Source organism: Curtobacterium sp. MCBD17_019 (assembly GCF_003234555.1).
GTDB lineage: Bacteria > Actinomycetota > Actinomycetes > Actinomycetales > Microbacteriaceae > Curtobacterium.
This window is the reverse complement of the sequence record NZ_QKTT01000008.1, coordinates 128,569-149,920: the sequence shown is the minus strand read 5'-3', so window position 1 is coordinate 149,920 and position 21,352 is coordinate 128,569. Positions and strand designations below refer to the sequence as shown.

Annotated in this window: 21 protein-coding genes; 13 read left to right on the top strand and 8 right to left on the bottom strand. The window is 71.0% G+C overall.

Annotated features, from left to right (window positions below; all coding sequences use genetic code 11):
• Window positions 1-48: 48 nt before the first annotated feature.
• From DEI82_RS09625 to DEI82_RS09615, 3 genes are all read left to right on the top strand, one after another.
• Window positions 49-486: a PTS sugar transporter subunit IIA gene (locus DEI82_RS09625; protein ID WP_111036626.1), complete on the top strand. Its 438-nt coding sequence runs from the start codon at window positions 49-51 to the stop codon at window positions 484-486.
• Window positions 483-1,634, top strand: coding sequence for a mannitol-1-phosphate 5-dehydrogenase (locus tag DEI82_RS09620; RefSeq protein WP_111036625.1), 1,152 nt, complete (start codon window positions 483-485; stop codon window positions 1,632-1,634). The genes DEI82_RS09625 and DEI82_RS09620 overlap by 4 nt, the downstream gene beginning before the upstream one ends.
• A 218-nt stretch (window positions 1,635-1,852) precedes the next feature.
• A complete protein-coding gene (locus DEI82_RS09615; RefSeq protein ID WP_111036646.1) occupies window positions 1,853-2,794 on the top strand; it encodes an NADP-dependent oxidoreductase in 942 nt (313 codons plus the stop codon).
• 37 nt (window positions 2,795-2,831) lie between these two features.
• On the opposite strand, the gene DEI82_RS09610 is transcribed toward DEI82_RS09615, so the two are convergent.
• From DEI82_RS09610 to sdhC, 5 genes are read right to left on the bottom strand one after another with little or no spacing between them, the layout of a single operon-like run.
• Complete coding sequence (locus DEI82_RS09610; RefSeq protein WP_111036624.1) at window positions 2,832-3,488, bottom strand: TNT domain-containing protein; 657 nt, start codon at window positions 3,486-3,488, stop codon at window positions 2,832-2,834.
• A 22-nt stretch (window positions 3,489-3,510) separates the two neighbouring features.
• On the bottom strand, window positions 3,511-4,287 hold the full coding sequence (locus DEI82_RS09605; RefSeq protein WP_111036623.1) for a succinate dehydrogenase iron-sulfur subunit: 777 nt from the start codon (window positions 4,285-4,287) through the stop codon (window positions 3,511-3,513).
• A 1-nt stretch (window position 4,288) separates the two neighbouring features.
• Window positions 4,289-6,112, bottom strand: a complete 1,824-nt coding sequence (sdhA, locus tag DEI82_RS09600) for a succinate dehydrogenase flavoprotein subunit (RefSeq protein ID WP_111009504.1) — start codon at window positions 6,110-6,112, stop codon at window positions 4,289-4,291.
• A 34-nt stretch (window positions 6,113-6,146) separates the two neighbouring features.
• Window positions 6,147-6,593, bottom strand: a complete 447-nt coding sequence (sdhD, locus tag DEI82_RS09595; RefSeq protein ID WP_111036622.1) for a succinate dehydrogenase, hydrophobic membrane anchor protein — start codon at window positions 6,591-6,593, stop codon at window positions 6,147-6,149.
• 14 nt (window positions 6,594-6,607) lie between these two features.
• Complete coding sequence (sdhC, locus tag DEI82_RS09590) at window positions 6,608-7,081, bottom strand: succinate dehydrogenase, cytochrome b556 subunit (protein WP_111009506.1); 474 nt, start codon at window positions 7,079-7,081, stop codon at window positions 6,608-6,610.
• A 227-nt stretch (window positions 7,082-7,308) separates the two neighbouring features.
• Between sdhC and DEI82_RS09585 the strand changes: the two genes are divergently transcribed.
• The 10 genes from DEI82_RS09585 (at window position 7,309) to DEI82_RS09540 (ending at window position 17,626) form a co-directional block, all read left to right on the top strand.
• A complete protein-coding gene (locus tag DEI82_RS09585; protein WP_111009507.1) occupies window positions 7,309-8,421 on the top strand; it encodes a mannose-1-phosphate guanylyltransferase in 1,113 nt (370 codons plus the stop codon).
• A 203-nt stretch (window positions 8,422-8,624) separates the two neighbouring features.
• The gene (locus DEI82_RS09580; RefSeq protein ID WP_111009508.1) at window positions 8,625-9,698 is read left to right on the top strand and encodes a BMP family protein; all 1,074 of its coding nucleotides are present in this window, start codon (window positions 8,625-8,627) and stop codon (window positions 9,696-9,698) included.
• 139 nt (window positions 9,699-9,837) lie between these two features.
• On the top strand, window positions 9,838-11,358 hold the full coding sequence (locus DEI82_RS09575; RefSeq protein ID WP_111036621.1) for an ABC transporter ATP-binding protein: 1,521 nt from the start codon (window positions 9,838-9,840) through the stop codon (window positions 11,356-11,358).
• Window positions 11,355-12,671, top strand: a complete 1,317-nt coding sequence (locus tag DEI82_RS09570) for an ABC transporter permease (protein WP_111036620.1) — start codon at window positions 11,355-11,357, stop codon at window positions 12,669-12,671. The genes DEI82_RS09575 and DEI82_RS09570 overlap by 4 nt, the downstream gene beginning before the upstream one ends.
• Window positions 12,668-13,957, top strand: a complete 1,290-nt coding sequence (locus tag DEI82_RS09565) for an ABC transporter permease (protein ID WP_111036619.1) — start codon at window positions 12,668-12,670, stop codon at window positions 13,955-13,957. The genes DEI82_RS09570 and DEI82_RS09565 overlap by 4 nt, the downstream gene beginning before the upstream one ends.
• Window positions 13,954-14,493 carry a cytidine deaminase gene (locus DEI82_RS09560; protein ID WP_375334621.1) on the top strand — a complete coding sequence of 180 codons (540 nt, stop codon included), beginning with the start codon at window positions 13,954-13,956 and terminating at the stop codon, window positions 14,491-14,493. Before DEI82_RS09565 ends, DEI82_RS09560 begins: the two co-directional genes overlap by 4 nt.
• Window positions 14,490-15,782, top strand: a complete 1,293-nt coding sequence (locus tag DEI82_RS09555; RefSeq protein WP_111036617.1) for a thymidine phosphorylase — start codon at window positions 14,490-14,492, stop codon at window positions 15,780-15,782. Before DEI82_RS09560 ends, DEI82_RS09555 begins: the two co-directional genes overlap by 4 nt.
• A gap of 10 nt (window positions 15,783-15,792) precedes the next feature.
• Entirely contained in the window at window positions 15,793-16,908 is a 1,116-nt protein-coding gene (locus tag DEI82_RS09550; RefSeq protein ID WP_111036616.1) for an adenosine deaminase, read from the top strand.
• Window positions 16,905-17,357: a PTS sugar transporter subunit IIA gene (locus DEI82_RS09545; RefSeq protein WP_111009515.1), complete on the top strand. Its 453-nt coding sequence runs from the start codon at window positions 16,905-16,907 to the stop codon at window positions 17,355-17,357. The genes DEI82_RS09550 and DEI82_RS09545 overlap by 4 nt, the downstream gene beginning before the upstream one ends.
• Entirely contained in the window at window positions 17,354-17,626 is a 273-nt protein-coding gene (locus tag DEI82_RS09540; protein WP_111036615.1) for a PTS sugar transporter subunit IIB, read from the top strand. Before DEI82_RS09545 ends, DEI82_RS09540 begins: the two co-directional genes overlap by 4 nt.
• Window positions 17,627-17,736: 110 nt before the next feature.
• Here the strand turns inward: DEI82_RS09540 and DEI82_RS09535 are convergent, their stop codons facing one another.
• The 3 genes from DEI82_RS09535 to DEI82_RS09525 all read right to left on the bottom strand — a co-directional run bounded on the left by DEI82_RS09535 (window position 17,737) and on the right by DEI82_RS09525 (window position 21,302).
• Complete coding sequence (locus DEI82_RS09535) at window positions 17,737-18,654, bottom strand: hypothetical protein (protein ID WP_111036614.1); 918 nt, start codon at window positions 18,652-18,654, stop codon at window positions 17,737-17,739.
• 69 nt (window positions 18,655-18,723) lie between these two features.
• Window positions 18,724-20,469, bottom strand: coding sequence for a phospho-sugar mutase (locus tag DEI82_RS09530; RefSeq protein WP_375334620.1), 1,746 nt, complete (start codon window positions 20,467-20,469; stop codon window positions 18,724-18,726).
• Complete coding sequence (locus tag DEI82_RS09525) at window positions 20,466-21,302, bottom strand: purine-nucleoside phosphorylase (RefSeq protein WP_111013480.1); 837 nt, start codon at window positions 21,300-21,302, stop codon at window positions 20,466-20,468. Before DEI82_RS09525 ends, DEI82_RS09530 begins: the two co-directional genes overlap by 4 nt.
• Window positions 21,303-21,352 lie beyond the last annotated feature (50 nt).

The following is a 21,352-nucleotide window of genomic DNA, read 5'->3' as shown; positions in this document are numbered from 1 at the left end:
GGATGACGCGTTCCCCCGCCCCACAGCCACGAACAAGGAGAACCACCGATGCCCGTCCTGCAGGAGAGCCAGATCCGGATCCACACCGAGGACACCGCTCCGACCAAGACGGAGGCGATGAAGGAGGCGGCCGACATCCTCGAGGCCGCCGGTGCGGTCACGGGGGACTACTACCCCGCCATGCTCGAGCGCGAGAAGAGCGTGTCCACCTACATGGGCAACTTCCTCGCGATCCCGCACGGCACGAACGAGGCGAAGGACGCCATCAAGACGTCCGCGCTGTCGTTCATCCGCTACGCGTCGCCCATCGACTGGGACGGCAACGAGGTGCGATTCGTCGTCGGCATCGCCGGCGTCAACAACGAGCACCTCGACATCCTGTCGAAGATCGCGATCGTGTTCTCCGACGAGGACCAGGTGCAGGCGCTCACCGAGGCGCCCGACGCCGCGGCGATCATGGCGATCCTCGGCGAGGTGAACGAGTGAGCGTCGCCGTCCACTTCGGTGCCGGCAACATCGGGCGCGGCTTCGTCGGGCTCCTCCTCCACGAGGCTGGGTACGAGGTCGTCTTCGCCGACGTCGCCGCGCCGCTCATCGAAGCGCTCGCGGCCGCCGACTCGTACACGGTGCACGAGGTCGGCACCGGTGCGCAGGACCACGTCGTGACCGGTTTCCGCGCGGTGAACAGCGCTCAGGACGAGGCCGGCGTGGTCGCCGAGGTGGCCGCGGCCGACGTCGTCACCTGCGCCGTCGGGCCCACCGTGCTCCGGTTCATCGCCCCGGTCATCGCGCGCGGCCTCGTCGAGCGCGACCCGGAGGCAGCGCCGCTCGCCGTCATGGCGTGCGAGAACGCGATCAACGCGACCGACCGCCTCCGCGAGTTCATCGTCGACGCGCTGCCCGAGGGCGAGCGGGACGCGGCGCTCGCCAAGGCGGTGTTCGCGAACACCGCCGTCGACCGCATCGTCCCGGCACAGCCGGCCGACGCGGGCCTCGACGTCACCGTCGAGACCTACTTCGAGTGGGCGATCGACCGCACGCCGTTCGCCGGCACGGAGCCCACGATCCCCGGAGCGCACTACGTCGACGGGCTCGCCGCGTCGATCGAGCGGAAGCTCTTCACCGTCAACACCGGGCACGCGACCGTGGCCTACCACGGGTACCTCGCCGGTGCGGACAAGATCTCGGACGCGATCGCGATCCCCGCGGTCCGGTCGGCCCTCGAGTCCGTGCTCGGCGAGACGAGCGACCTGCTCGTCCGTCGGCACGAGCTCGACCCCGAGGTGCACCGCGCCTACGTGACGGCCATCATCGCTCGCTTCGAGAACCCGCACCTGCCCGACACGGTGACGCGGGTGGGGCGGCAGCCGCTCCGCAAGCTCTCGCGCGACGAGCGCTTCGTGTCGCCCGGGGCTGCCCTCGCCGGGGAGGGCGTCGAGCCGACCGCGCTGCTCGACGCCATGGGCGCCGCGCTCCGCTTCGACGTCGCGGACGACGAACAGAGCGTCGAACTCCAGGCCCTGCTCCGATCGGATGCCTCGGACACGGACGTCGCGCAGCAGATCACCGGTCTGGAGGCCGGACACCCGTTCCTCGCACCGTTCACCGACCGCGTGGCCGCGGTCCGCGCCTGACGCGGAGCCGCATCCCGCACCGAGGCAGGCCCGCACCGGGCCAGCTCGACGGCCGCCGTCCCTCCCGGGCCGGCGGCCGTCGTGTCGTCTGCGCTCAGCGCGCCGTGGCGGTCGCCGACCGCCCCGCTTTCCGGCCGGCTCCGGGGCGCCGTGCAGCCGTCGGGCGTTGGATGGCGCGGACGGTGCCGAAGGACGACACCGGACGGGAGTGGACCGGGATGGCCAAGCGGTGGATCGCGCCGGAGTTCGGCGGCGTCGAGGTGTTCGAGTTCGTGGAGACGACCGTGCCGGAGCCCCGCGCGGGTGAGGTGACGATCAGCGTCCGGGCGGCCGGCGTCAACCCCGCCGACTACAAGCACACCCAGGGCGGTCCGAACGCCGACCGCTCCCAGTTGCCGATGGGGATCGGGTACGAGGTCGCGGGCGTCATCAGCGCCATCGGACCGGGGACGACGATCGCGTCCGGCGGTGGGAGCACCGGCGACCGCGTCATCGCGTTCCGGGTCGACGGCGGCTACGCGACGGACATCACCGTCCCGGCGCACGACGTGTTCGCGGCGCCGGACACCCTCGACGATGCCGCGGCGGCGAACCTGTTCCTCGCCGGGACGACGGCGGCCGACGTGCTGCGGGTCGTCCACCCGGGCGAGGGCGACACGGTGCTCGTGCACGGTGCATCCGGATCGGTCGGGGTCAGCGTGCTCCAGCAGGCGCGACAGCGGGGCATCCGCCTGATCGGCACCGCGTCGGAGGCGAACGCCGAGACGGTACGGCGGTTCGGCGGCGAGCCCGTGGCGTACGGCGAGGGCCTGGCCGACCGGGTGCGCGCGCTCGCACCGGAGGGTGTCGCGGCGGCGATCGACTGTGTCGGCACCGACGAGGCGGTCGACGTGTCGCTCGAGCTCGTGGTCGACCGCGACCGCATCGTGACCATCGCCGCGCACGGTCGTGCCCAGCGGGACGGCTTCCGGGCCGTGGGCGGTGCGCAGCCCGAGAGTGCCGCGTTCCGCGACTCGGTGCGGCAGCAGCTCGTGGACATGGCGGCGTCGGGGGAGCTCGTCGTGCCGGTCGCCCGGACATGGCCGCTCGCCGACGCCGTCGAGGCGCTGCGGTTCCTGCAGGAGGGGCACCCGGGCGGCAAGCTCGCACTCGTCCCCTGAGCAGGGCGCCTCGGTGCGGTCGGCGGAGCGGTCGCGGTCAGACGACCCGGAGTCGGACGAGCGAACCGTCGACCACGAGGTCGCGCACCGTCACCCCGGGATCGGCGATCGCGAACCGCAACGCACCGCCGGGCTGGTCGAACCAGGGCTGCACGAGCCGGACGTTCACGAGGAACGGCCGGTCCGTCACGTAGCGGTGCACGTCCGGGCGCTGCATCGCGTGCGGCGGCAGTGACCGAGCGGGGAGCGGGGTGTCCAGGGGGTGCAGCAGGTAACCGTCCGGACCGCCGACGCGGTCGACGGGGATCCCGGCTGGGATCTGGATCGTCAGGCCCGCGTTGCCCGCGCCGTGCGCCTGCGCCGCGAGCTGCGGGTACGTGGCGCCCGCACGATCGCGGAGGGCGTCGAGGTCGGACTGCCGGACGTCGCGGGCCGGCGGGAACGGACGGTTGAGGAACCGCCGGAGCATCTCGACCGCGTCGTCCTCACTGCGGGCCACGGCCAATCGGCGGGGGTTGCCGTAGTCGACGACCTCGAGGGCCCAGTCCTGCCCGTGCGCCGACGCGGCATCGACCGGCACGATCCGCAGGGCTCCCTCGACCGGCTCGTCGAGCGGGTGCTCCCCGGGGAGCACCACGTACCGGTCGGTGTAGCCGAGCTGATCGAGCGTGGGGCGGACGTCCGCGAAGGTCATGGTCGGAGCCTACCGAGCGGTCCTAGGCGCGGCCTCGGACGAGTGCCTGCTTGACCTCTGCGATCGCCTTGGTGACCTGGATGCCGCGCGGGCAGGCGTCGGTGCAGTTGAAGGTCGTGCGGCAGCGCCACACGCCCTCCTTGTCGTTGAGGATGTCGAGACGGACCTTCGCCTCGTCGTCCCGGGAGTCGAAGATGAACCGGTGCGCGTTGACGATCGCGGCCGGACCGAAGTACTGCCCGTCGGTCCAGAACACCGGGCACGAGGACGTGCACGCCGCGCACAGGATGCACTTCGTCGTGTCGTCGAAGCGCTCACGCTCGGCGACGGACTGCACGCGCTCCTTGCCCTTCTGCGGGGCGGACTTCGACTGCAGGAACGGCTGGACCTCGCGGTAGGAGGCGAAGAACGGCTCCATGTCGACGACGAGGTCCTTCTCGAGCGGCAGGCCCTTGATCGCCTCGACGTAGATCGGCTTCGACACGTCGAGGTCCTTGATCAGCGTCTTGCAGGCGAGCCGGTTCCGACCGTTGATGCGCATGGCGTCCGAGCCGCAGACGCCGTGTGCACACGACCGGCGGAAGGTCAGCGAACCGTCCTGCTCCCACTTCACCTGATGCAGGGCGTCGAGGATCCGGTCCGTCGGCAGCATCATCACGCCGAACTCCTGCCAGTGCGGCTCGGCGTCGACGTCCGGGTCGAACCGGCGGACCATGAGGGTCACCGGGAACGAGCCGGGAGGCGCGGTGCGGTCCTCGGCGCGGCTCGCGGGGGCGTCGCTGACCAGCGTGTCGGTCATCTCAGTACTTCCTCTCCATCGGCTGGTACCGCGTGATGACCACGGGCTTCCAGTCGAGTGTGATGTGGTCGTCGGCGAGCGAGGAGTGCGGATCGCCCGTCAGGTACGCCATGGTGTGCTGCATGTAGTTCTCGTCGTCGCGCTTCGGGTAGTCGTCGCGCATGTGGCCGCCACGGGACTCCTTGCGGTTCCGCGCGGAGAACACGACGACCTCGGCGAGGTCGAGCAGGAACCCGAGCTCGACGGCCTCGAGCAGGTCGGTGTTGAACCGCTTGCCCTTGTCCTGGACGGAGACCTGGAGGTACCGCTCACGGAGCTCGTGGATGGTCGCCGTCACCTTGGCGAGCGACTCGTCCGTGCGGAACACCTGGGCGTTCTTGTCCATCTCGTCCTGCAGCTCCTTGCGGAGGCTCGCCACGCGCTCCGTGCCCGTGGAGGCCCGCAGCTGCTCGAGCATGCGGCGCACGTTGCCCGCCGGGTCCTCGGGGAGCGGGACGAACTCCGCGGTCTGCACGTAGGCCGCCGCGTTGTTGCCGCTCCGCTTGCCGAACACGTTGATGTCGAGCAACGAGTTCGTGCCGAGCCGGTTCGACCCGTGCACGGACACGCAGGCACACTCGCCGGCGGCGTAGAGGCCCGGCACCACGGTGTCGTTGTCCCGCAGGACCTCGGCGTTCGTGTTCGTCGGGATGCCCCCCATGGCGTAGTGCGCGGTCGGCATCACCGGCACGGGCTCCGTCACCGGGTCGACACCGAGGTACGTGCGCGCGAACTCGGTGATGTCCGGGAGCTTGGTCTCGAGGACCTCGGCCCCCAGGTGCGTGCAGTCGAGCAGGACGTAGTCCTTGTTCGGGCCGGCCCCGCGGCCCTCCGCGACCTCTTGCACCATGCACCGGGCGACGATGTCGCGGGGCGCGAGGTCCTTGATGGTCGGTGCGTAGCGCTCCATGAAGCGCTCGCCGGAGGCGTTGCGGAGGATCGCGCCCTCACCGCGGGCGCCCTCCGTGAGCAGGATGCCGAGGCCCGCCAGGCCCGTCGGGTGGAACTGGAAGAACTCCATGTCCTCGAGCGGCAGGCCGGAACGCCACACGATGCCGACACCGTCGCCGGTGAGGGTGTGGGCGTTCGAGGTCGTCTTGTAGATCTTGCCGAACCCGCCGGTCGCGAAGATCAACGCCTTGGCGTGGAACACGTGGAGCTCGCCCGTCGCGAGCTCGAACGCGACGACGCCGACGGGCTGCTCGCGGGTGACGCCGTCGTCGCCCGTGACCTCGGCCATGACGAGGTCGAGGGCGTAGAACTCGTTGAAGAAGTTGACGCCCAGCTTGACGCAGTTCTGGAACAGCGTCTGCAGGATCATGTGGCCCGTGCGGTCCGCCGCGTAGCAGGCGCGGCGCACCGGCGCCTTGCCGTGGTCGCGCGTGTGGCCGCCGAACCGACGCTGGTCGATCTTGCCCTCGGGCGTCCGGTTGAAGGGCAGCCCCATGTTCTCGAGGTCGATGACCGCGTCGATGGCCTCCTTCGCCAGGATCTCGGCGGCGTCCTGGTCGACCAGGTAGTCACCGCCCTTGATCGTGTCGAACGTGTGCCACTCCCAGGAGTCCTCTTCCACGTTGGCGAGCGCCGCCGCCATGCCGCCCTGCGCCGCGCCCGTGTGGGATCGCGTCGGGTACAGCTTCGAGATCACGGCCGTGTTCGCCTGCGGGCCGGCCTCGATCGCCGCTCGCATGCCGGCGCCTCCCGCGCCGATGATGACGATGTCGAACTGGTGGTGGTGGACCCCGTCGACGACGGAGCTCGTGGGTGCAGCGGTGGTGTCGGTCACGGACTTCTCTCGAATGTGGTCAGGAGGGCGGAGCTCAGTGCGCGGGGCAGAACGACGGCAGGTCGGCGGCCGCGGCACCCGCGGGGCACGGGTCGAACGTCCAGCAGACGAGCGTGCCGAGCGCGATCAGCACGACGCACGCGACGAGCACGGCGCCGAGCAGCGTGCGCCGCACGGCCGGTCGGCCGACGTAGTCGTTGATGATCGTGCGCATGCCGTTCGAGCCGTGGATGAGCGCGAGCCACAGCATGAGCGTGTCCCACACCTGCCAGAGCGGACTCGCCCACTTGCCGGCGACGAAGGCGAAGTCGATCTGCTTGACGCCACCCCCGGCGACCATGTTGATGAACAGGTGCCCGAAGATGAGCACGACGAGGACGATCCCCGACGCGCGCATGTAGATCCAGCCCCACTTCTCCCAGTTGGTGGTGCGGCGGGCGGCCGTGGCGGAACGCGGGGCCTCGACGGTCTCGGTGGTCATCGGATCTCCTCCGCTCAGTGCAGGTCGGCCACGAGGTTCATGATCTGGGTCGGCAGGAAGCCCGCGATCAGCACCACCCAGATCCCGACCACGATCCAGAACATGAGCCGCTGGTACTGCGGTCCCTTGCTCCAGAAGTCGACCGCGACGATGCGCAGGCCGTTGATCGCGTGGAAGACGATCGCCATCACGAGGCCGGTCTCGCCGAGGTTCATGATCGGCGTCTTGTACGTGCCGATGACGGCGTCGTACGCGGCGGGCGAGAGTCGGACGAGGGCCGTGTCCAGGATGTGCACGAGCAGGAAGAAGTAGATCGCGACGCCCGTGATGCGGTGCAGCACCCACGACCACATGCCGGCGCCGCCGCGGTAGAGCGTGCCCGACGGGGCCCGCGGTGGTCGCGGTGTCGGTGCCGACGTGGGACCGACCGGCGCCGCGACTGCCGTCGCGCCACCGGGTTCGTCGTGCACAGCGGTCTGCTCGGCCATGAGCGCGCCCTCCCGTGGGATGCTCGGCCGCCGATCGGCGGCCGTTGCCGTTCGTGTTCGTGTGGAACACGGACCATCCTACGGCCGGGCACCGACCTCCTCGTGCCATGCCGTCCGGGGGTGACCACGTGAACGGGCCGTGGCGATCCGGGGACGGGAGCCGCGCCTCCCGGACCGGCGGCCGGTGCCCCTGCCGCTCGTGCCGCCCCCGCCGATATGGTGACCGGATGACCGACGACCTCGAGCGCTTCTACGCCATCATCCCCGCCGGTGGCATCGGCTCCCGACTCTGGCCGTTGTCCCGGGCGGACGCGCCGAAGTTCCTCCACGACCTGACCGGCACGGGCGCGTCCCTGCTCCGGTCGACCTGGGACCGCCTCGCCCCGCTGAGCGGCGACCAACGCATCATGGTCGTCACCGGCCGGGCGCACCGCGCTGCCGTCGAACGCCAGCTCCCCGGTCTCGCCGACCACAACGTCGTGCTCGAGAGCGAACCGAAGGACTCGACCGCCGCGATCGGCCTCGCCGCCGCGATCCTGCGCCGCCGCGAGCCCGACGTCGTCATCGGCTCGTTCGCGGCCGACCACGTGATCGGTGACGTCCGCGGGTTCCGCCGGTCCGTGCGGGAGGCCGTGGTCGCGGCCGAGGCCGGGTACATCACGACGATCGGCATCACCCCGACCGAGCCGGCGATCGGCTTCGGCTACATCCACGCGGGGGAGCGGATCCACGTCGACTCGGCGAAGGACGTCCACGCCGTCCAGTCGTTCGTCGAGAAGCCCGACCTCGAGACGGCGACCGCGTACGTCGCAGACGGCTCCTACATGTGGAACGCGGGGATGTTCATCGCCCGGGCGGACCGACTGCTCGAGGAGATCGGGCGGAGCGAACCGGAACTCCTCGCCGGGATCGAGGAGCTCGCCGCCGCGTGGGACACGTCCTCGCGCGGGGCCGTCGTCGACCAGGTGTGGCCGCGACTCAAGAAGATCGCGATCGACTACACCGTCGCCGAGCCCGCCGCGGCGGCCGGGCGCATGGCGGTCGTGCCCGGGGACTTCGACTGGGACGACGTCGGCGACTTCGCCTCGCTCGCCAAGCTGCAGTCCGGCGGCCGACCGCACAACCTCGCCGTCCTCGGGGACAACGCCCGCATCCTCGCGGACTCGTCGAGCGGCATCGTGGTCAGCCACAGCGACCGGCTCATCTCGCTCATCGGCGTCGACGACATCGTGGTCGTGGACACCCCGGACGCGCTGCTCGTCACGACGAGCGCCAACGCGCAGCGGGTCAAGGGCGTCGTCGACGCGCTCAAGATCAGCGGCCGCGACGACGTGCTGTAGCCACGCCGCGTCGGAGTCCGCGCTGGTACCCCGGTGCCCGCGTCCGGGGTACCAGCGTTACGAGCGCGTTACAGGTTCGTCGCGATCGGGCAACGGTGCCCAGCCCCCGGCCGGAGCGGTCCTGCACCGGCCGGACCGTCGTGTACTGTCCTTCCGATCGCCCGGTGCGCAGAGCCGGGCTGCACCCCTGTGGAGGACACCCCGTGACATTCAGCACCCGTAAGCTCGCGCTCGGCGGCCTGGCCCTGCTGGGCACCGTGACGATGCTCGCCGGCTGTTCGGCCGCCCCGTCGTCGTCCAGTGCGTCGGGCTCGAAGTCGGACTTCCTGCCGTGCATGGTCTCGGACAACGGCGGCTTCGACGACCACTCGTTCAACCAGCTCGGCTACGACGGCCTGCAGGACGCGGCAAAGTCGCTCGGCGTCACCCCGAAGACGGTGCAGTCGACCGACTCGAACGACTACAACCCGAACATCCGCACCCTCCTCAGCCAGAAGTGCAGCCTGATCGTGACGGTCGGCTTCAACCTCGAGGCCGCGACGAAGTCGAACGCCGCGTCGAACGCCAAGACGAACTTCGCGATCATCGACGACACCCTGCAGTCGAAGAACATCAAGCCGATCACGTTCGACACCTCGCAGGCGGCGTTCCTCGGCGGGTACGCGGCGGCCAGCTACTCGAAGACCGGCGTGGTCGGCACCTTCGGCGGCCAGAAGCTCCCGACCGTGACCATCTACATGGACGGCTTCTACGACGGCGTCCAGTACTACAACCAGCAGCACGGCAAGGACGTCAAGGTCGTCGGCTGGAACGAGAAGACGCAGCAGGGTTCGTTCACGGGTGGCTTCTCGGCCGGCACGCAGGCCAAGTCGGTGGCGCAGTCGCTCCTCGACCAGAACGCCGACGTGATCTTCCCCGTCGGTGGCCCGATCTACCAGTCCGCGGCCGAGGCGATCAACGACGCCAAGAACGGCAGCGTCCTCATCGGCGCCGACAGCGACCTCTACACCGCGGACCCGCGCTACAAGAGCATCGCCCTGACGAGCGTCCTCAAGGGCATCCGACAGGCCACGACCTCGGTCGTCGAGACCGCGGGCAAGGGCAAGTACTCGAACGCCCCGTACGTCGGCACGCTGAAGAACGACGGCGTCGGGCTCGCCCCGTTCCACGACTACTCGTCCAAGGTCGACTCCTCGCTCGCCGGCGAGCTGAAGACGATCAAGGCCGGGATCATCAGCGGCAAGATCAAGGTCGCGACCCAGTCGAACGTCAAGTAACACCCCGTCGCGGGCGGGCGGCTCCGGCCGTCCGCCCGCGTTCGTGCGCCCGCCATCGGACCACCGCGGCGGCGCCGCCCTCCACCAGCGGACCCGCGCCCACCCCAGCGCGACTCCCGAGAGAAATAGAATCCGGCCCATGAAGCTCGAGCTCCGCGGCATCACCAAGCGCTTCGGCGCCCTCGTCGCGAACGACCACATCTCGCTCACCGTCGAGCCGGGCGAGATCCACTGCTTGCTCGGTGAGAACGGCGCGGGCAAGTCCACGCTCATGAACGTCCTCTACGGCCTGTACCAGGCGGACGAGGGCGAGATCCTCCTCGACGACACGGTGCAGCACTTCGACGGCCCGGGCGACGCGATGCGCGCCGGCATCGGGATGGTCCACCAGCACTTCATGCTCGTGCCGGTGTTCACCGTCGCCGAGAACGTCATGCTCGGACACGAGCCCACGACCTTCGGTGGCCGTCTCGACCTCGCGGGCGCCCGCAAGCGCGTCCGCGAGATCTCCGAGCGCTTCGGGTTCGACGTCGACCCCGACGCCAAGGTCGAGGACCTGCCGGTCGGCGTCCAGCAGCGGGTCGAGATCATCAAGGCCCTGTCGCGGGACGCCTCGGTGCTCGTGTTCGACGAGCCGACCGCGGTCCTCACCCCGCAGGAGACCGACGAGCTCATGTCGATCATGCGGCAGCTGCGCGAGGCCGGCACGGCGATCGTGTTCATCACCCACAAGCTCCGCGAGGTCCGCGAGGTCGCCGACCGCATCACGGTCGTGCGGCTCGGACGCGTCGTCGGCGAGGCCTCGCCCACCGCGTCGAACGCCGAGCTCGCCGCGCTCATGGTGGGCCGCAGCGTCGAGCTCGTCGTCGACAAGGCCCCGGCCACACCCGGGGCGGACGCCCTCGTGGTCCGCGACCTCACGGTGACCGACGCAGCGGGCCACGTCCTCGTCGACGACCTGTCGTTCTCGGTCCGACGTGGCGAGATCCTGGCGATCGCGGGCGTCCAGGGCAACGGCCAGACCGAGCTGACCGAGGCCATCCTCGGGCTCGAGACCGTGCACGCGGGCACCATCACCCTGGACGGCCGGGACATCACCGACGCGAGCGTCAAGAAGGTGCTCGACGCCGGGGTGGGCTTCGTCCCCGAGGACCGACAAGAGGACGGCCTCGTCGCCGAGTTCTCGATCGCCGACAACCTCATCCTCGACCGCACGTCCTCGTCCCAGTTCGCCAGCGCGGGCACGATCCGGTCCGCCGAGCGCGACCGTTTCGCCGACGACAAGATCGCCGAGTTCGACGTCCGGACGCCGAGCCGGACCACCGCCGTCGGACGCCTGTCGGGCGGGAACCAGCAGAAGGTCGTCATCGCACGCGAGCTGAGCCGCGACCTCCGGTTGTTCGTCGCCGCGCAGCCCACCCGCGGCATCGACGTCGGGTCGATCGAGTTCGTGCACAAGCGCATCGTCGCCGCGCGCGACCAGGGCGTCCCCGTCATCGTCGTCTCGACCGAGCTCGACGAGGTCGTCGCGCTCGCCGACCGCATCGCCGTGATGTACCGCGGCACCATCATCGGCATCGTCCCGGCGGACACCCCGCGTGACGTGCTCGGCCTCATGATGGCGGGGGAACTCCCCGCCGGGACGGAACTCGCCGCATGACCGACGACACCCGGACGCCGACGACGGCGGCCGAACCGGACCTCCAGACCGACGACCGACTGCAGGACCTCGAGGCGGGCACGTCGCTGACCACCGAGACCGCCGACGACGGCGGCGGCGTGGACCGCTGGTCGGCGGCGCTGCGCGGGATCCTGGGCGGCTCGGTCCTCGTCACGGTGTTGGCCGTGGTCCTGGCGCTCGTCGCCAGCGGCATCCTCATCGCGATCACGGACAAGACGGTCACGACGGCGATGGGCTACTTCTTCGCCCGTCCCTCCGACACCTTCGTGGCGATCGGGCACAGCGTGGGCGGCGCGTTCCTCAGCATGTTCGACGGCGCGGTGTACGACCCGGGCCAGTCGACCTTCTCGTCGGGCATCGCGTCGCTCTGGACGACGATCGACTTCGCCACGCCGCTCATCGTCGCGGGCCTCGGGGTCGCGGTGTCGTTCCGCTCCGGACTGTTCAACATCGGCGGCCAGGGGCAGATCCTCGTCGGCGCCGCCTCCGCCGCCTGGTTCGGGTACTCGTTCCACATGCCGGCGATCGTGCACATCCCGCTGACGGTCGTCGCGGGCATGGTCGGCGGTGCGATCTGGGGCGGGATCGTGGGCGTGCTGAAGTCCCGCACGGGCGCGCACGAAGTGATCGTCACGATCATGCTCAACTACGTGGCGCTGTACCTGCTCGAGTACGGCCTCGGCACGAAGGGGCTGCTCCAGGCGCCCGGGAGCGCGAACCCGCAGTCGTCGCCGACGCTGCCGTCCGCGGTCCTCCCGACGCTCATCGGTGGCCAGGGGACCGGTGTCGACATCGGGATCCTCATCGCCATCGCGGCCGTCGTGTTCACGTGGTGGCTCATGAGCCGGTCGACGCTGGGGTTCCGCTTCCGCACCGTGGGCGAGAACCCCCGTGCGGCGCGCGTCGCCGGCATGGACGTCGGCAGCATCACGATCTGGGCCATGGTGATCTCCGGGGCCCTCGTCGGCATCGCCGGGGCCTACCAGGTGCAGGCCGCGGTCACCAGCGGGTACGACCAGGGCATCGACGCGGGCATCGGGTTCGACGCCATCACGGTCGCGCTGCTCGGTCGGTCGAAGCCGTGGGGCGTCTTCTGGGCCGGTCTGCTGTTCGGTGCGCTCAAGGCCGGCGGCAGCTACGTGCAGGCCAGCCAGAACATCCCCATCGACATCGTCAGCGTCATCCAGGCGCTCATCGTCCTGTTCATCGCGGCCCCGCCGCTCGTCCGCGCGATCTTCCGTCTCCCGCAGCCGGGTGCTCGCCGCACCAAGCGGAAGGCGGTCGCCGCGTGAGCGTCCTCGCCCCCAACGCCACCGCGCCGGCCGCGTCCGCCGCGGACCGTCCGGTGACGGCCGTCCGGAGCTGGAAGGCACCGATCGGGTACGGCGTGTTCACGCTGTTCGCACTCGTGCTGTTCGGCGTGTTCCACAAGCCCGGCACGTCCACGTTCGAGCTCGCGTCGGCGCACGACCTCGTGCAGCTGCCCGCCGTGCCGCTCCCCGCGACCGGGACCGGCATCGTCGTCATCGTCCTCCTCGCCATCGGGACCGCCTACGCCACGTGGCGGGCCGCACGGTCGCGGAAGGTGCAGACCTGGGTGACCGTGCTGTTCGCGATCGCCTTCGTCATCGCGTTCCTCACGTGGGCCTCGCCCGGTTCGACGATCCCCGTCCCGGGTCTGCTCGTCGGCGCGCTCGGCCTGTCCGCCCCGCTCATCTTCGGCTCGCTCGGCGGTGTCATCTCCGAGCGCGTCGGTGTCGTGAACATCGCGATCGAGGGGCAGTTCCTCGCCGGTGCGTTCGCGTCCGCCGTCGTCGCGAGCATCACCGGTTCGGCGTGGGTCGGACTCGTCGCCGCGGTGATCGCCGGGGTGCTCGTGTCGTTCATCCTCGCGGCGTTCAGCATCAAGTACCTCGTCGACCAGGTGATCGTCGGCGTCGTCATCAACGCGTTCGTCTCGGGCCTCACCGGGTTCCTCTACTCCAAGGTCCTCGCGACCGACACGGCGCTCAACGTCGGCGTGCGGTTCCCGGCGATCGAGATCCCCGGACTCTCCGCGATCCCGATCATCGGCCCGGTGTTCTTCCACCAGTCGGTGATCGTGTACCTCATGTACATCGCGGTCGCCGCGGTCACGATCGGCCTGTTCACCACCCGCTGGGGCCTCCGGCTCCGGGCCGTCGGCGAGCACCCGCAGGCGGCCGACACCGTGGGCATCAACGTCACCAGCACCCGGTTCTGGAACATCTCGCTCGCGGGCGCGATCGCCGGTCTCGGCGGTGCGTACTTCACCCTCGGGAACGCGGGCCCGTTCGCGAAGGACATGACGGCCGGTGCCGGGTACATCGCCCTCGCTGCCGTCATCTTCGGTCGATGGGACCCGATCAAGGCGACGCTCGCCGCGCTGCTCTTCGGGTTCGCATCGAATCTGCAGAACCTGCTCGCGGCGATCCACTCGCCGGTGCCGACGCAGTTCCTGCTCATGCTGCCGTACGTCGTGACGATCTTCGCCGTCGCCGGACTCGTCGGGCAGTCCCGCGGTCCAGCCGCGTCCGGCAAGCCGTACATCAAGTCCTGATCCACCGCGGCCGCCCCCCAGGGGGAGCGATCGGCCGCGACCTGCTCCACCGGGAGGCACACCCCATGTCCGCAACCGACCCCGCCACCCAGTCCGCTCACGCGGCGGAGGCGGCCCCGTCCCTCCCGGCCGACGTGGACTGGGACGCCCTGCGGGCGGCCGCGACCGAGGCGATGGGCCACGCGTACGTGCCCTACTCGTCGTTCCCCGTCGGGGCCGCCGCGATCACCGAGGACGGCCGCGTCGTCGCCGGCTGCAACGTCGAGAACGCCTCGTACGGTGTGACGCTCTGCGCCGAGTGCTCGCTCGTGTCCCAGCTCCACATGACGGGCGGTGGCCGGCTCGTCGCGTTCACCTGCGTCGACGGCAGCGGCTCCGTGCTCATGCCCTGCGGGCGCTGCCGGCAGCTGCTCTTCGAGCACTCCGCGGACGGCATGCTGCTCGAGACCGTGTCGGGCGTCCGCACGATGGACGAGGTCCTGCCGGACGCGTTCGGGCCGCGGACCCTCGCGACCTACCGGGCGGAGCACCAGTGACCGCCGTGGAGCCGTTCGACACCGTCGACCTCATCCGCACGAAGCGGGGCCGCGGCACGCTGTCGACCGCCGAGATCGACTGGCTCGTCGACGCCTACACCCGCGGGTACGTCGCCGACGAGCAGATGGCGGCGCTCGCGATGGCGATCTTCCTCAACGGCATGGACCGGCGCGAGGTGCGCGACCTCACCCTGGCGATGATCGCGTCCGGCGAACGCATGTCGTTCGACGGACTCGGCAAGGTCACGGTGGACAAGCACTCGACCGGTGGCGTCGGCGACAAGACCACTCTGCCGCTCGCCCCGCTCGTCGCGTCGTTCGGCGTCGCCGTGCCGCAGCTGTCCGGCCGTGGACTCGGGCACACCGGTGGCACCCTCGACAAGCTCGAGTCGATCCCCGGCTGGCAGGCCTCGCTGTCGAACGCCCGGATGCGTGAGGTGCTCGCCGACGTCGGCGCGGTCGTGTGCGCGGCCGGGTCCGGTCTCGCGCCGGCGGACAAGAAGCTGTACGCGCTCCGCGACGTCACCGGCACGGTCGAGTGCATCCCGCTCATCGCGTCGAGCATCATGAGCAAGAAGATCGCCGAGGGGACGGGCGCGCTCGTCCTCGACGTCAAGTTCGGGTCCGGCGCGTTCCTGCAGGACATCGAGCAGTCCCGGGCCCTCGCCCGCACGATGGTCGAACTCGGGCAGGACGCCGGCGTCGCCACCACGGCACTGCTCACGGACATGGACGTCCCCCTCGGCCGGACCATCGGCAACGCGCTCGAGGTCCGTGAGTCCGTCGAGGTCCTCGCCGGCGGCGGTCCGGCCGATCTCGTCGAGCTGACGCTCGCGCTCGCGACCGAGATGCTGCAGCTCGCCGGCCTGCCCGACGCCGACCCGGCCGCCGCGCTCGCGGACGGACGAGCGATGGACACCTGGCGTCGGATGATCGCCGCGCAGGGCGGCGAACCGTCCGCGCCACTCCCGACGGCTCGCGAGACCCACGTCGTCACCGCGCCGCGCTCGGGCGTGCTCACCGAGCAGCGAGCGCTGCCGTTCGGCATCGCGGCCTGGAGGCTCGGTGCCGGTCGTGCGCGCGCGCAGGACCCGGTGCAGGCGGGCGCCGGGATCGAGCTGCACGCAAAGCCGGGCGACGCCGTGACCACAGGGCAGCCCCTGTTCACGCTGCACACCGACGAGCCCGCGCGCTTCGACCGGGCCCTCGATGCGCTCGAGGGCGCCTGGGGGATCGGGGACACCGCGCCGGAGCGCGGTTCGATCGTGCGGGAGCGCATCGGCCGGTAGCCTTGGGGGCATGAGCGCCCCCGACCAGAACTACCGGCTCCCGGACGGCGGGGCGGTGATCAACGACCTGCCCAAGGTGTCCCTGCACGATCACCTCGACGGCGGCCTCCGCCCGACGACCATCGTCGAGCTCGCCGACGCGGCCGGGGTGTCCCTGCCGACGACCGACCCGGACGACCTCGGGCGCTGGTTCGCGGACCAGTCGAACTCCGGGTCGCTCGTCGAGTACCTCAAGACGTTCGACGTCACGACCGCCGTCATGCAGAGCCGCGAGGGACTGACGCGTGTCGCGCGGGACTTCGTCGAGGACCTCGTGGCCGACGGTGTCGTGTACGGCGAGGTGCGCTGGGCGCCCGAGCAGCACCTCCAGGGCGGTCTGACGCTCGACCAGACCGTCGAGGCGGTGCAGCAGGGCATCGAGGAAGCCGTGGACGCCGCTGGCGGGCGGATCCGCGTCGGCCAGCTCGTGACCGCGATGCGCCACGCCGACCGCGGGCTCGAGATCGCGGAACTCGCTGTGCGGCACCGTGACCACGGGGTCGTCGGCTTCGACATCGCGGGCGCCGAGGACGGCTTCCCCGCATCGCGGCACCGTGCGGCGTTCGACTACCTGGCGGCGCAGTTCATGCCCGTCACCGTGCACGCCGGCGAGGCGGCGGGGCTCGACTCCATCCGATCGGCGCTGCTCGACGGTCGTGCGCTGCGGCTCGGGCACGGCGTCCGCGTGTTCGAGGACGTCGAGATCACCGACGCCGACACCGACGGCTCGGCCCTCGCGGCCCTGGGCGAGATCGCGTCGTGGGTGCGGGACCGTGAGATCCCGCTCGAGGTGTCGCCGTCGTCGAACCTGCAGACCGGGGCGATCGCGGCCTGGGGCGACGACCTGGCGGACCACCCGTTCGACACGCTCTACCAGCTCGGGTTTCGGGTCACGGTCAACACCGACAACCGGCTCATGAGCGACACGTCGTTGTCGAAGGAGCTCGCGCTCCTCGCCGCGACGTTCGGGTACGACCTCGACGACCTCGCGGCGTTCCAGATCAACGCCGCGCTCGGAGCGTTCCTGCCCCTCGAGGACCGCGAGGAGATCATCGCGACGATCACCACGGGTCACGCCGAGGCATGACCGCCACGCTCCCGCCGCTCCCTGACAGCGCCGTCGTGATCCACGAGACGGCGGCGGACTGGCGCGCGGCCATCGGTCTCGCGGGCGGAGCGCTCGCGGCATCGGGAGCGACGGACCCCTCCTACGGCCGGTCGATGGTCGCCATGGTCGAGGAGCACGGCCCGTACATCGTGATCTCGCCCGGGCTGGCGTTGGCGCACGCCCGACCGGGTCCCGAGGTGCACCGCGACGGTCTCGCCGTGGTGACCCTGGCCGCACCGGTGGTCTTCGGGCATCCGCACAACGACCCCGTTCGGGTCGTGCTCGGGCTCGCCGTGGCGTCCGTCGGAGGGCATCTCGACTCCATCGGCGCCCTGGCCAACCTGTTCAACGACGCCTCCGTGACCGATCGGTTGGCGGCGGCGCAGAGCCCGGACGAGGTCCGGCAGATCATGGGGGTGACGGCATGAAGATCGTGACGATCTGCGGTGCGGGTATCGGTTCGAGTGGGATCCTCAAGGTCAACGCGGAGCGGGCGCTCGCCGACCTCGGGCTCGACGCCGACGTCGTCGCGGCCGACGTCGCCTCGGTGCGGGACGTCGCGGCTGACGCCCAGGTCATCCTGACGAGCGAGGAGTTCGTGGAGGCCATCGGACGGACCTACGCCGAGGTCATCGTCATCCGGAACCACTTCGACCAGCAGGAGATCTCGACCGCGGTCGAGCGAGCGCTCGGCTGACCGCGGCCGGGTCGCTCCCGCTCGTTGCGCCACTGTGAACCGCCGAGTGGACAACGAGCCGGGCCATCGCGCGGCTCAACCCGCTGCGGCCCGGTTCGACTTCAGCCAGCTCATGCCACGTGCGCGAGGAGACCGACCCGAGCGAGTTGCTCCGGTGCTGTGCCGCCGGGTTGGATGTCGGCCCACACGAGACGGAGCACCGTCCGGACGCCCGGAACGCTCCGGAGCCGGTCCTCGCGCCGCTTCTCGTCCATCACGACACGCTCGATGGAGCGACCGTGCCGCATCGCTCGCGACCGGTACTTCACCGCGCCGTCGAACTCGACGATGACGCCACTGGTCGGGAACCAGAAGTCGACACGTCCGATGAGACCGTCGGCGTCGTGGAAGGGTGCTTGCAGGACCGGCATCGGCGCACCGAGATCGTGCATGAGCAGGCGCGTGACGCTCTCGCCCGGGGACCCGCTGTCCCCGCTCGCGAGGGCGATCAGGTCTGCAGCACGGCGACGGGCGCGTGACGCCGGACGCATGCGGAGTTCTCGCGTGAGTTCTGGCCGCCGGACTCCCGACCGCAGCAGCGCATCGAGGACGACGATGGCGTGCCGTCGATCCTCGGCGAGTGCGATGTCGACGCCCGTGGCAGCCGGGGTCGTGACGAGGGACCGACGCCAGCGGGTCACCGTGATGAACCGCGTCGCTCCGCCGAGCTTCCGGATCGTGCTCCGCCGTTGACCGTTGACGCGCTTCGGATCGGTGACCGTGACGATCGACGGGAACGCACCGAGCCAGGGGAGACCGTGCACGGCGACCGCTGACGAGTGAGACACCACCGTCCCCGGCGCCGTGGTCGGCAAGACGGCGCGGATCCGAGCACGGTGTCGCACGTCGGCGCTCGCGGCATCCCAGTGGTCGGTCCGGACGAAGCGACCGGGAGCGAGGCGTGTCAGCGCACCTCGCTCCGTCGCTCGTCGCAGTTGTCGGCCGAGCTCGGGGTCGGACGGGGTCGCGATGACGGACAGCTCGTGCATGCGGCCATGGTGCAGGAAGCACGGTGCAGCACCGTCCCTCGGACCGTCGGTTGTGGAGAATCCGGGGGACTAGCAGACGAGGGGGCGCACCGCGTCCGCGATCCGCTGCACGAGGACCGCCGCGGCGTCCGGGCCCTCGGAGGACACCGTGTCGATGTAGACCTTCACCTTCGGCTCCGTACCGCTCGGCCGCACGATCACCCGTGCGCCGCCGTCGAGGTCCCAGCGCAGGATGTCGGACGGCGGGAAACCGTCCACGCCGTCGCGGAAGTCCGTGACCTCGAGGACACGTATGCCGTCGAGATCGGCCGGCGGCGTCTCCCGGAGCGCGGACATCACCTGTCCGATGCGGTCGAGGTCGTCGACACGGACGGAGACCTGCCCGGAGCCAGCGGCACCGAACGTGTCGGCGAACTCCTGCAACCGGTCGGCGATGGTGCGGCCACGAGCGGCGAGTTCGGTGGCCAGACCCAGGAGCACGACCGCCGCCGAGATGCCGTCCTTGTCGCGGATGACCTGCGGGTCGACGAGGTACCCGAGGGCTTCCTCGTACCCGAAGACGAGGCCCGGGACCCTGGAGACCCACTTGAAGCCGGTCAGGGTGTCGCGGTAGTCCAGGCCGTACCGCTCCGCCACGTGCCGGAGTGCGGGGGAACTCACGATGCTGGCGGCGAGGGCCGGCCTGGTGCCCTCGTCCGCGGCGTCACCCGTCGCCCGCCCAGCTCGACCCTGAGCAGCCTGCTCCGCCGCACGCCAGCCGAGCAGCCATCCGACCTCGTTGCCCGAGAGCCGCCGGAAGGACCGGGAGCCGTCGTCGGCGGGAACGGGGATCGCGAGCGCCAGGCGGTCGGCGTCCGGGTCGTTGGCGACGACGAGATCGGCGTCGAGCTCGACACCGCGCGCGAGCGCCAGGTCCATGGCCCCCGGCTCCTCCGGGTTCGGGAAGGCCACGGTGGGGAACGCCCCGTCGGGCTCGATCTGCTCGGGGACGACGTCGGGCTCGGCGAACCCGGCAGCCGCGAACACCTGGCGGGCGGTGGCCCAGCCGACGCCGTGCATGGCCGTGTAGACGACGCGCGGCTGCTCCTGCGGCGGCAGGGCGGGTGCGTCGACGAGACCGGCGGTGGCGGCGACGTACGCGTCGACGACCTCGGTGCCCTGGATCGCGTAGGCATCGCTGCGGGCGAGGTCACGGATGTCGCCCGCGGCGACGGCGTCGATGGCCTGGGCGATCTCGGCGTCGACGGGGGGGACGATCTGGGAGCCGTGGTCGCCCTGGCCGAGGTACACCTTGTAGCCGTTGTCCCGCGGCGGGTTGTGGCTCGCGGTCACCATCACCCCGGCGCCGACGTCGAGGTGCCGCACGGCGAACGCGAGCACGGGCGTCGGCAGGGCCTCGGACAGCAGCGTGACCTCGATGCCGAGCCCCGCCAGGACCTCGGCGGAGTCGCGGGCGAACACGTCCGAGTTGACGCGGCCGTCGTAGCCGATGACGACACTGCGGACGCGCCCGGAGTCGATGAGGAAGCGTCCGAGTCCCGCCGCGGCCTGGGTGACGAGCACGCGGTTCATCCGGGTCGGTCCGGCGCCGAGCTCGCCCCGGAGGCCGGCCGTGCCGAACGCGAGGCGTGACCCGAAACGGTCCGCGAGCGGCGCCCAGTCGTCGTCGTCGCGCGCAGCACGGAGCAGCGCGTCGAGTTCGGCGCGGGTCTCGTCGTCGGGGTCCTGGTCGAGCCAGCGCGTCGCGGCATCGAGCAGGGCTGCGCGTGTCGACTCGTCGTCCGGGTCGTGCGCGCCGGACACCGTGCCGCTCACAGTGCCGCCACGACCCGGGCGAGCAGGTCGGCGATCACGGGCTCGGCGTCCTTGCCGGCTTGCAGGACCTCGGCGTGCGAGAGGGGTTCCTTCTGGATCCCGGCAGCCAGGTTCGTGATGAGCGAGAAGCCGAGGACCTCCATGCCGGCCTGCCGCGCGGCGATGGCCTCGAGCGCGGTGGACATGCCGACGATGTCACCGCCGATCGTCCGGGCCATCCGCACCTCGGCCCAGGTCTCGTACTGCGGCCCGCGGAACTGCGTGTACACGCCCTCGTCGAGCGTCGGGTCGATCTCCTTCGCCACGGCGCGGAGCCGTGCGGAGTACAGGTCGGTCAGGTCGACGAAGGTCGCGCCCTCGAGCGGGCTGTCCGCGGTGAGGTTGATGTGGTCACTGATGAGGACGGGCGTGCCGGGCGTCCAGTGCTCCTTGATGCCGCCCGCGCCGTTCGTGAGCACCATGATCGACGCGCCGGTCGCGGCAGCGGTGCGGACGCTGTGCACGACCCGGCGGACGCCGTGGCCTTCGTAGTAGTGCGTCCGAGCGCCGATGACGAGCGCGTGCCGCCCGTCAGGCATCCGCACGGATCGCAGCGTTCCGGTGTGTCCGACGACCGCGGAGGCGCTGAACCCGGGGACCTCGGTGGCGGGGACCTCGGACACGGTCTCGCCGAGGAGGTCCGCGGCCTTCGCCCAACCGCTCCCGAGGGTCAGGGCGATGTCGTGGTGCTCGATGCCCGAGCGGTCCGCGATCACGGCGGCGGCGTCACGGGCGACCTCGAACGGGTCGACCGCGGGGTCGTTCAGGGGGTTCTCGCTGGTCGTGGTGGCCATGCCGACAACTCTAGATGCGCCTCGCCCGCGCGCTCGTCGACGGCCCCTGC

Excerpts from the sequence above, each read along its gene's own strand:
- DEI82_RS09535 (WP_111036614.1), bottom strand. The coding sequence starts at position 18,654 with ATGCACGAGCTGTCCGTCATCGCGACCCCGTCCGACCCCGAGCTCGGC.
- DEI82_RS09575 (WP_111036621.1), top strand. The coding sequence starts at position 9,838 with ATGAAGCTCGAGCTCCGCGGCATCACCAAGCGCTTCGGCGCCCTCGTC.
- DEI82_RS09545 (WP_111009515.1), top strand. The coding sequence starts at position 16,905 with ATGACCGCCACGCTCCCGCCGCTCCCTGACAGCGCCGTCGTGATCCAC.
- DEI82_RS09615 (WP_111036646.1), top strand. The coding sequence starts at position 1,853 with ATGGCCAAGCGGTGGATCGCGCCGGAGTTCGGCGGCGTCGAGGTGTTC.
- DEI82_RS09570 (WP_111036620.1), top strand. The coding sequence starts at position 11,355 with ATGACCGACGACACCCGGACGCCGACGACGGCGGCCGAACCGGACCTC.
- DEI82_RS09525 (WP_111013480.1), bottom strand. The coding sequence starts at position 21,302 with ATGGCCACCACGACCAGCGAGAACCCCCTGAACGACCCCGCGGTCGAC.
- sdhC (WP_111009506.1), bottom strand. The coding sequence starts at position 7,081 with ATGGCCGAGCAGACCGCTGTGCACGACGAACCCGGTGGCGCGACGGCA.
- DEI82_RS09550 (WP_111036616.1), top strand. The coding sequence starts at position 15,793 with ATGAGCGCCCCCGACCAGAACTACCGGCTCCCGGACGGCGGGGCGGTG.
- DEI82_RS09540 (WP_111036615.1), top strand. The coding sequence starts at position 17,354 with ATGAAGATCGTGACGATCTGCGGTGCGGGTATCGGTTCGAGTGGGATC.
- DEI82_RS09605 (WP_111036623.1), bottom strand. The coding sequence starts at position 4,287 with ATGACCGACACGCTGGTCAGCGACGCCCCCGCGAGCCGCGCCGAGGAC.
- sdhD (WP_111036622.1), bottom strand. The coding sequence starts at position 6,593 with ATGACCACCGAGACCGTCGAGGCCCCGCGTTCCGCCACGGCCGCCCGC.
- DEI82_RS09625 (WP_111036626.1), top strand. The coding sequence starts at position 49 with ATGCCCGTCCTGCAGGAGAGCCAGATCCGGATCCACACCGAGGACACC.
- DEI82_RS09610 (WP_111036624.1), bottom strand. The coding sequence starts at position 3,488 with ATGACCTTCGCGGACGTCCGCCCCACGCTCGATCAGCTCGGCTACACC.
- DEI82_RS09585 (WP_111009507.1), top strand. The coding sequence starts at position 7,309 with ATGACCGACGACCTCGAGCGCTTCTACGCCATCATCCCCGCCGGTGGC.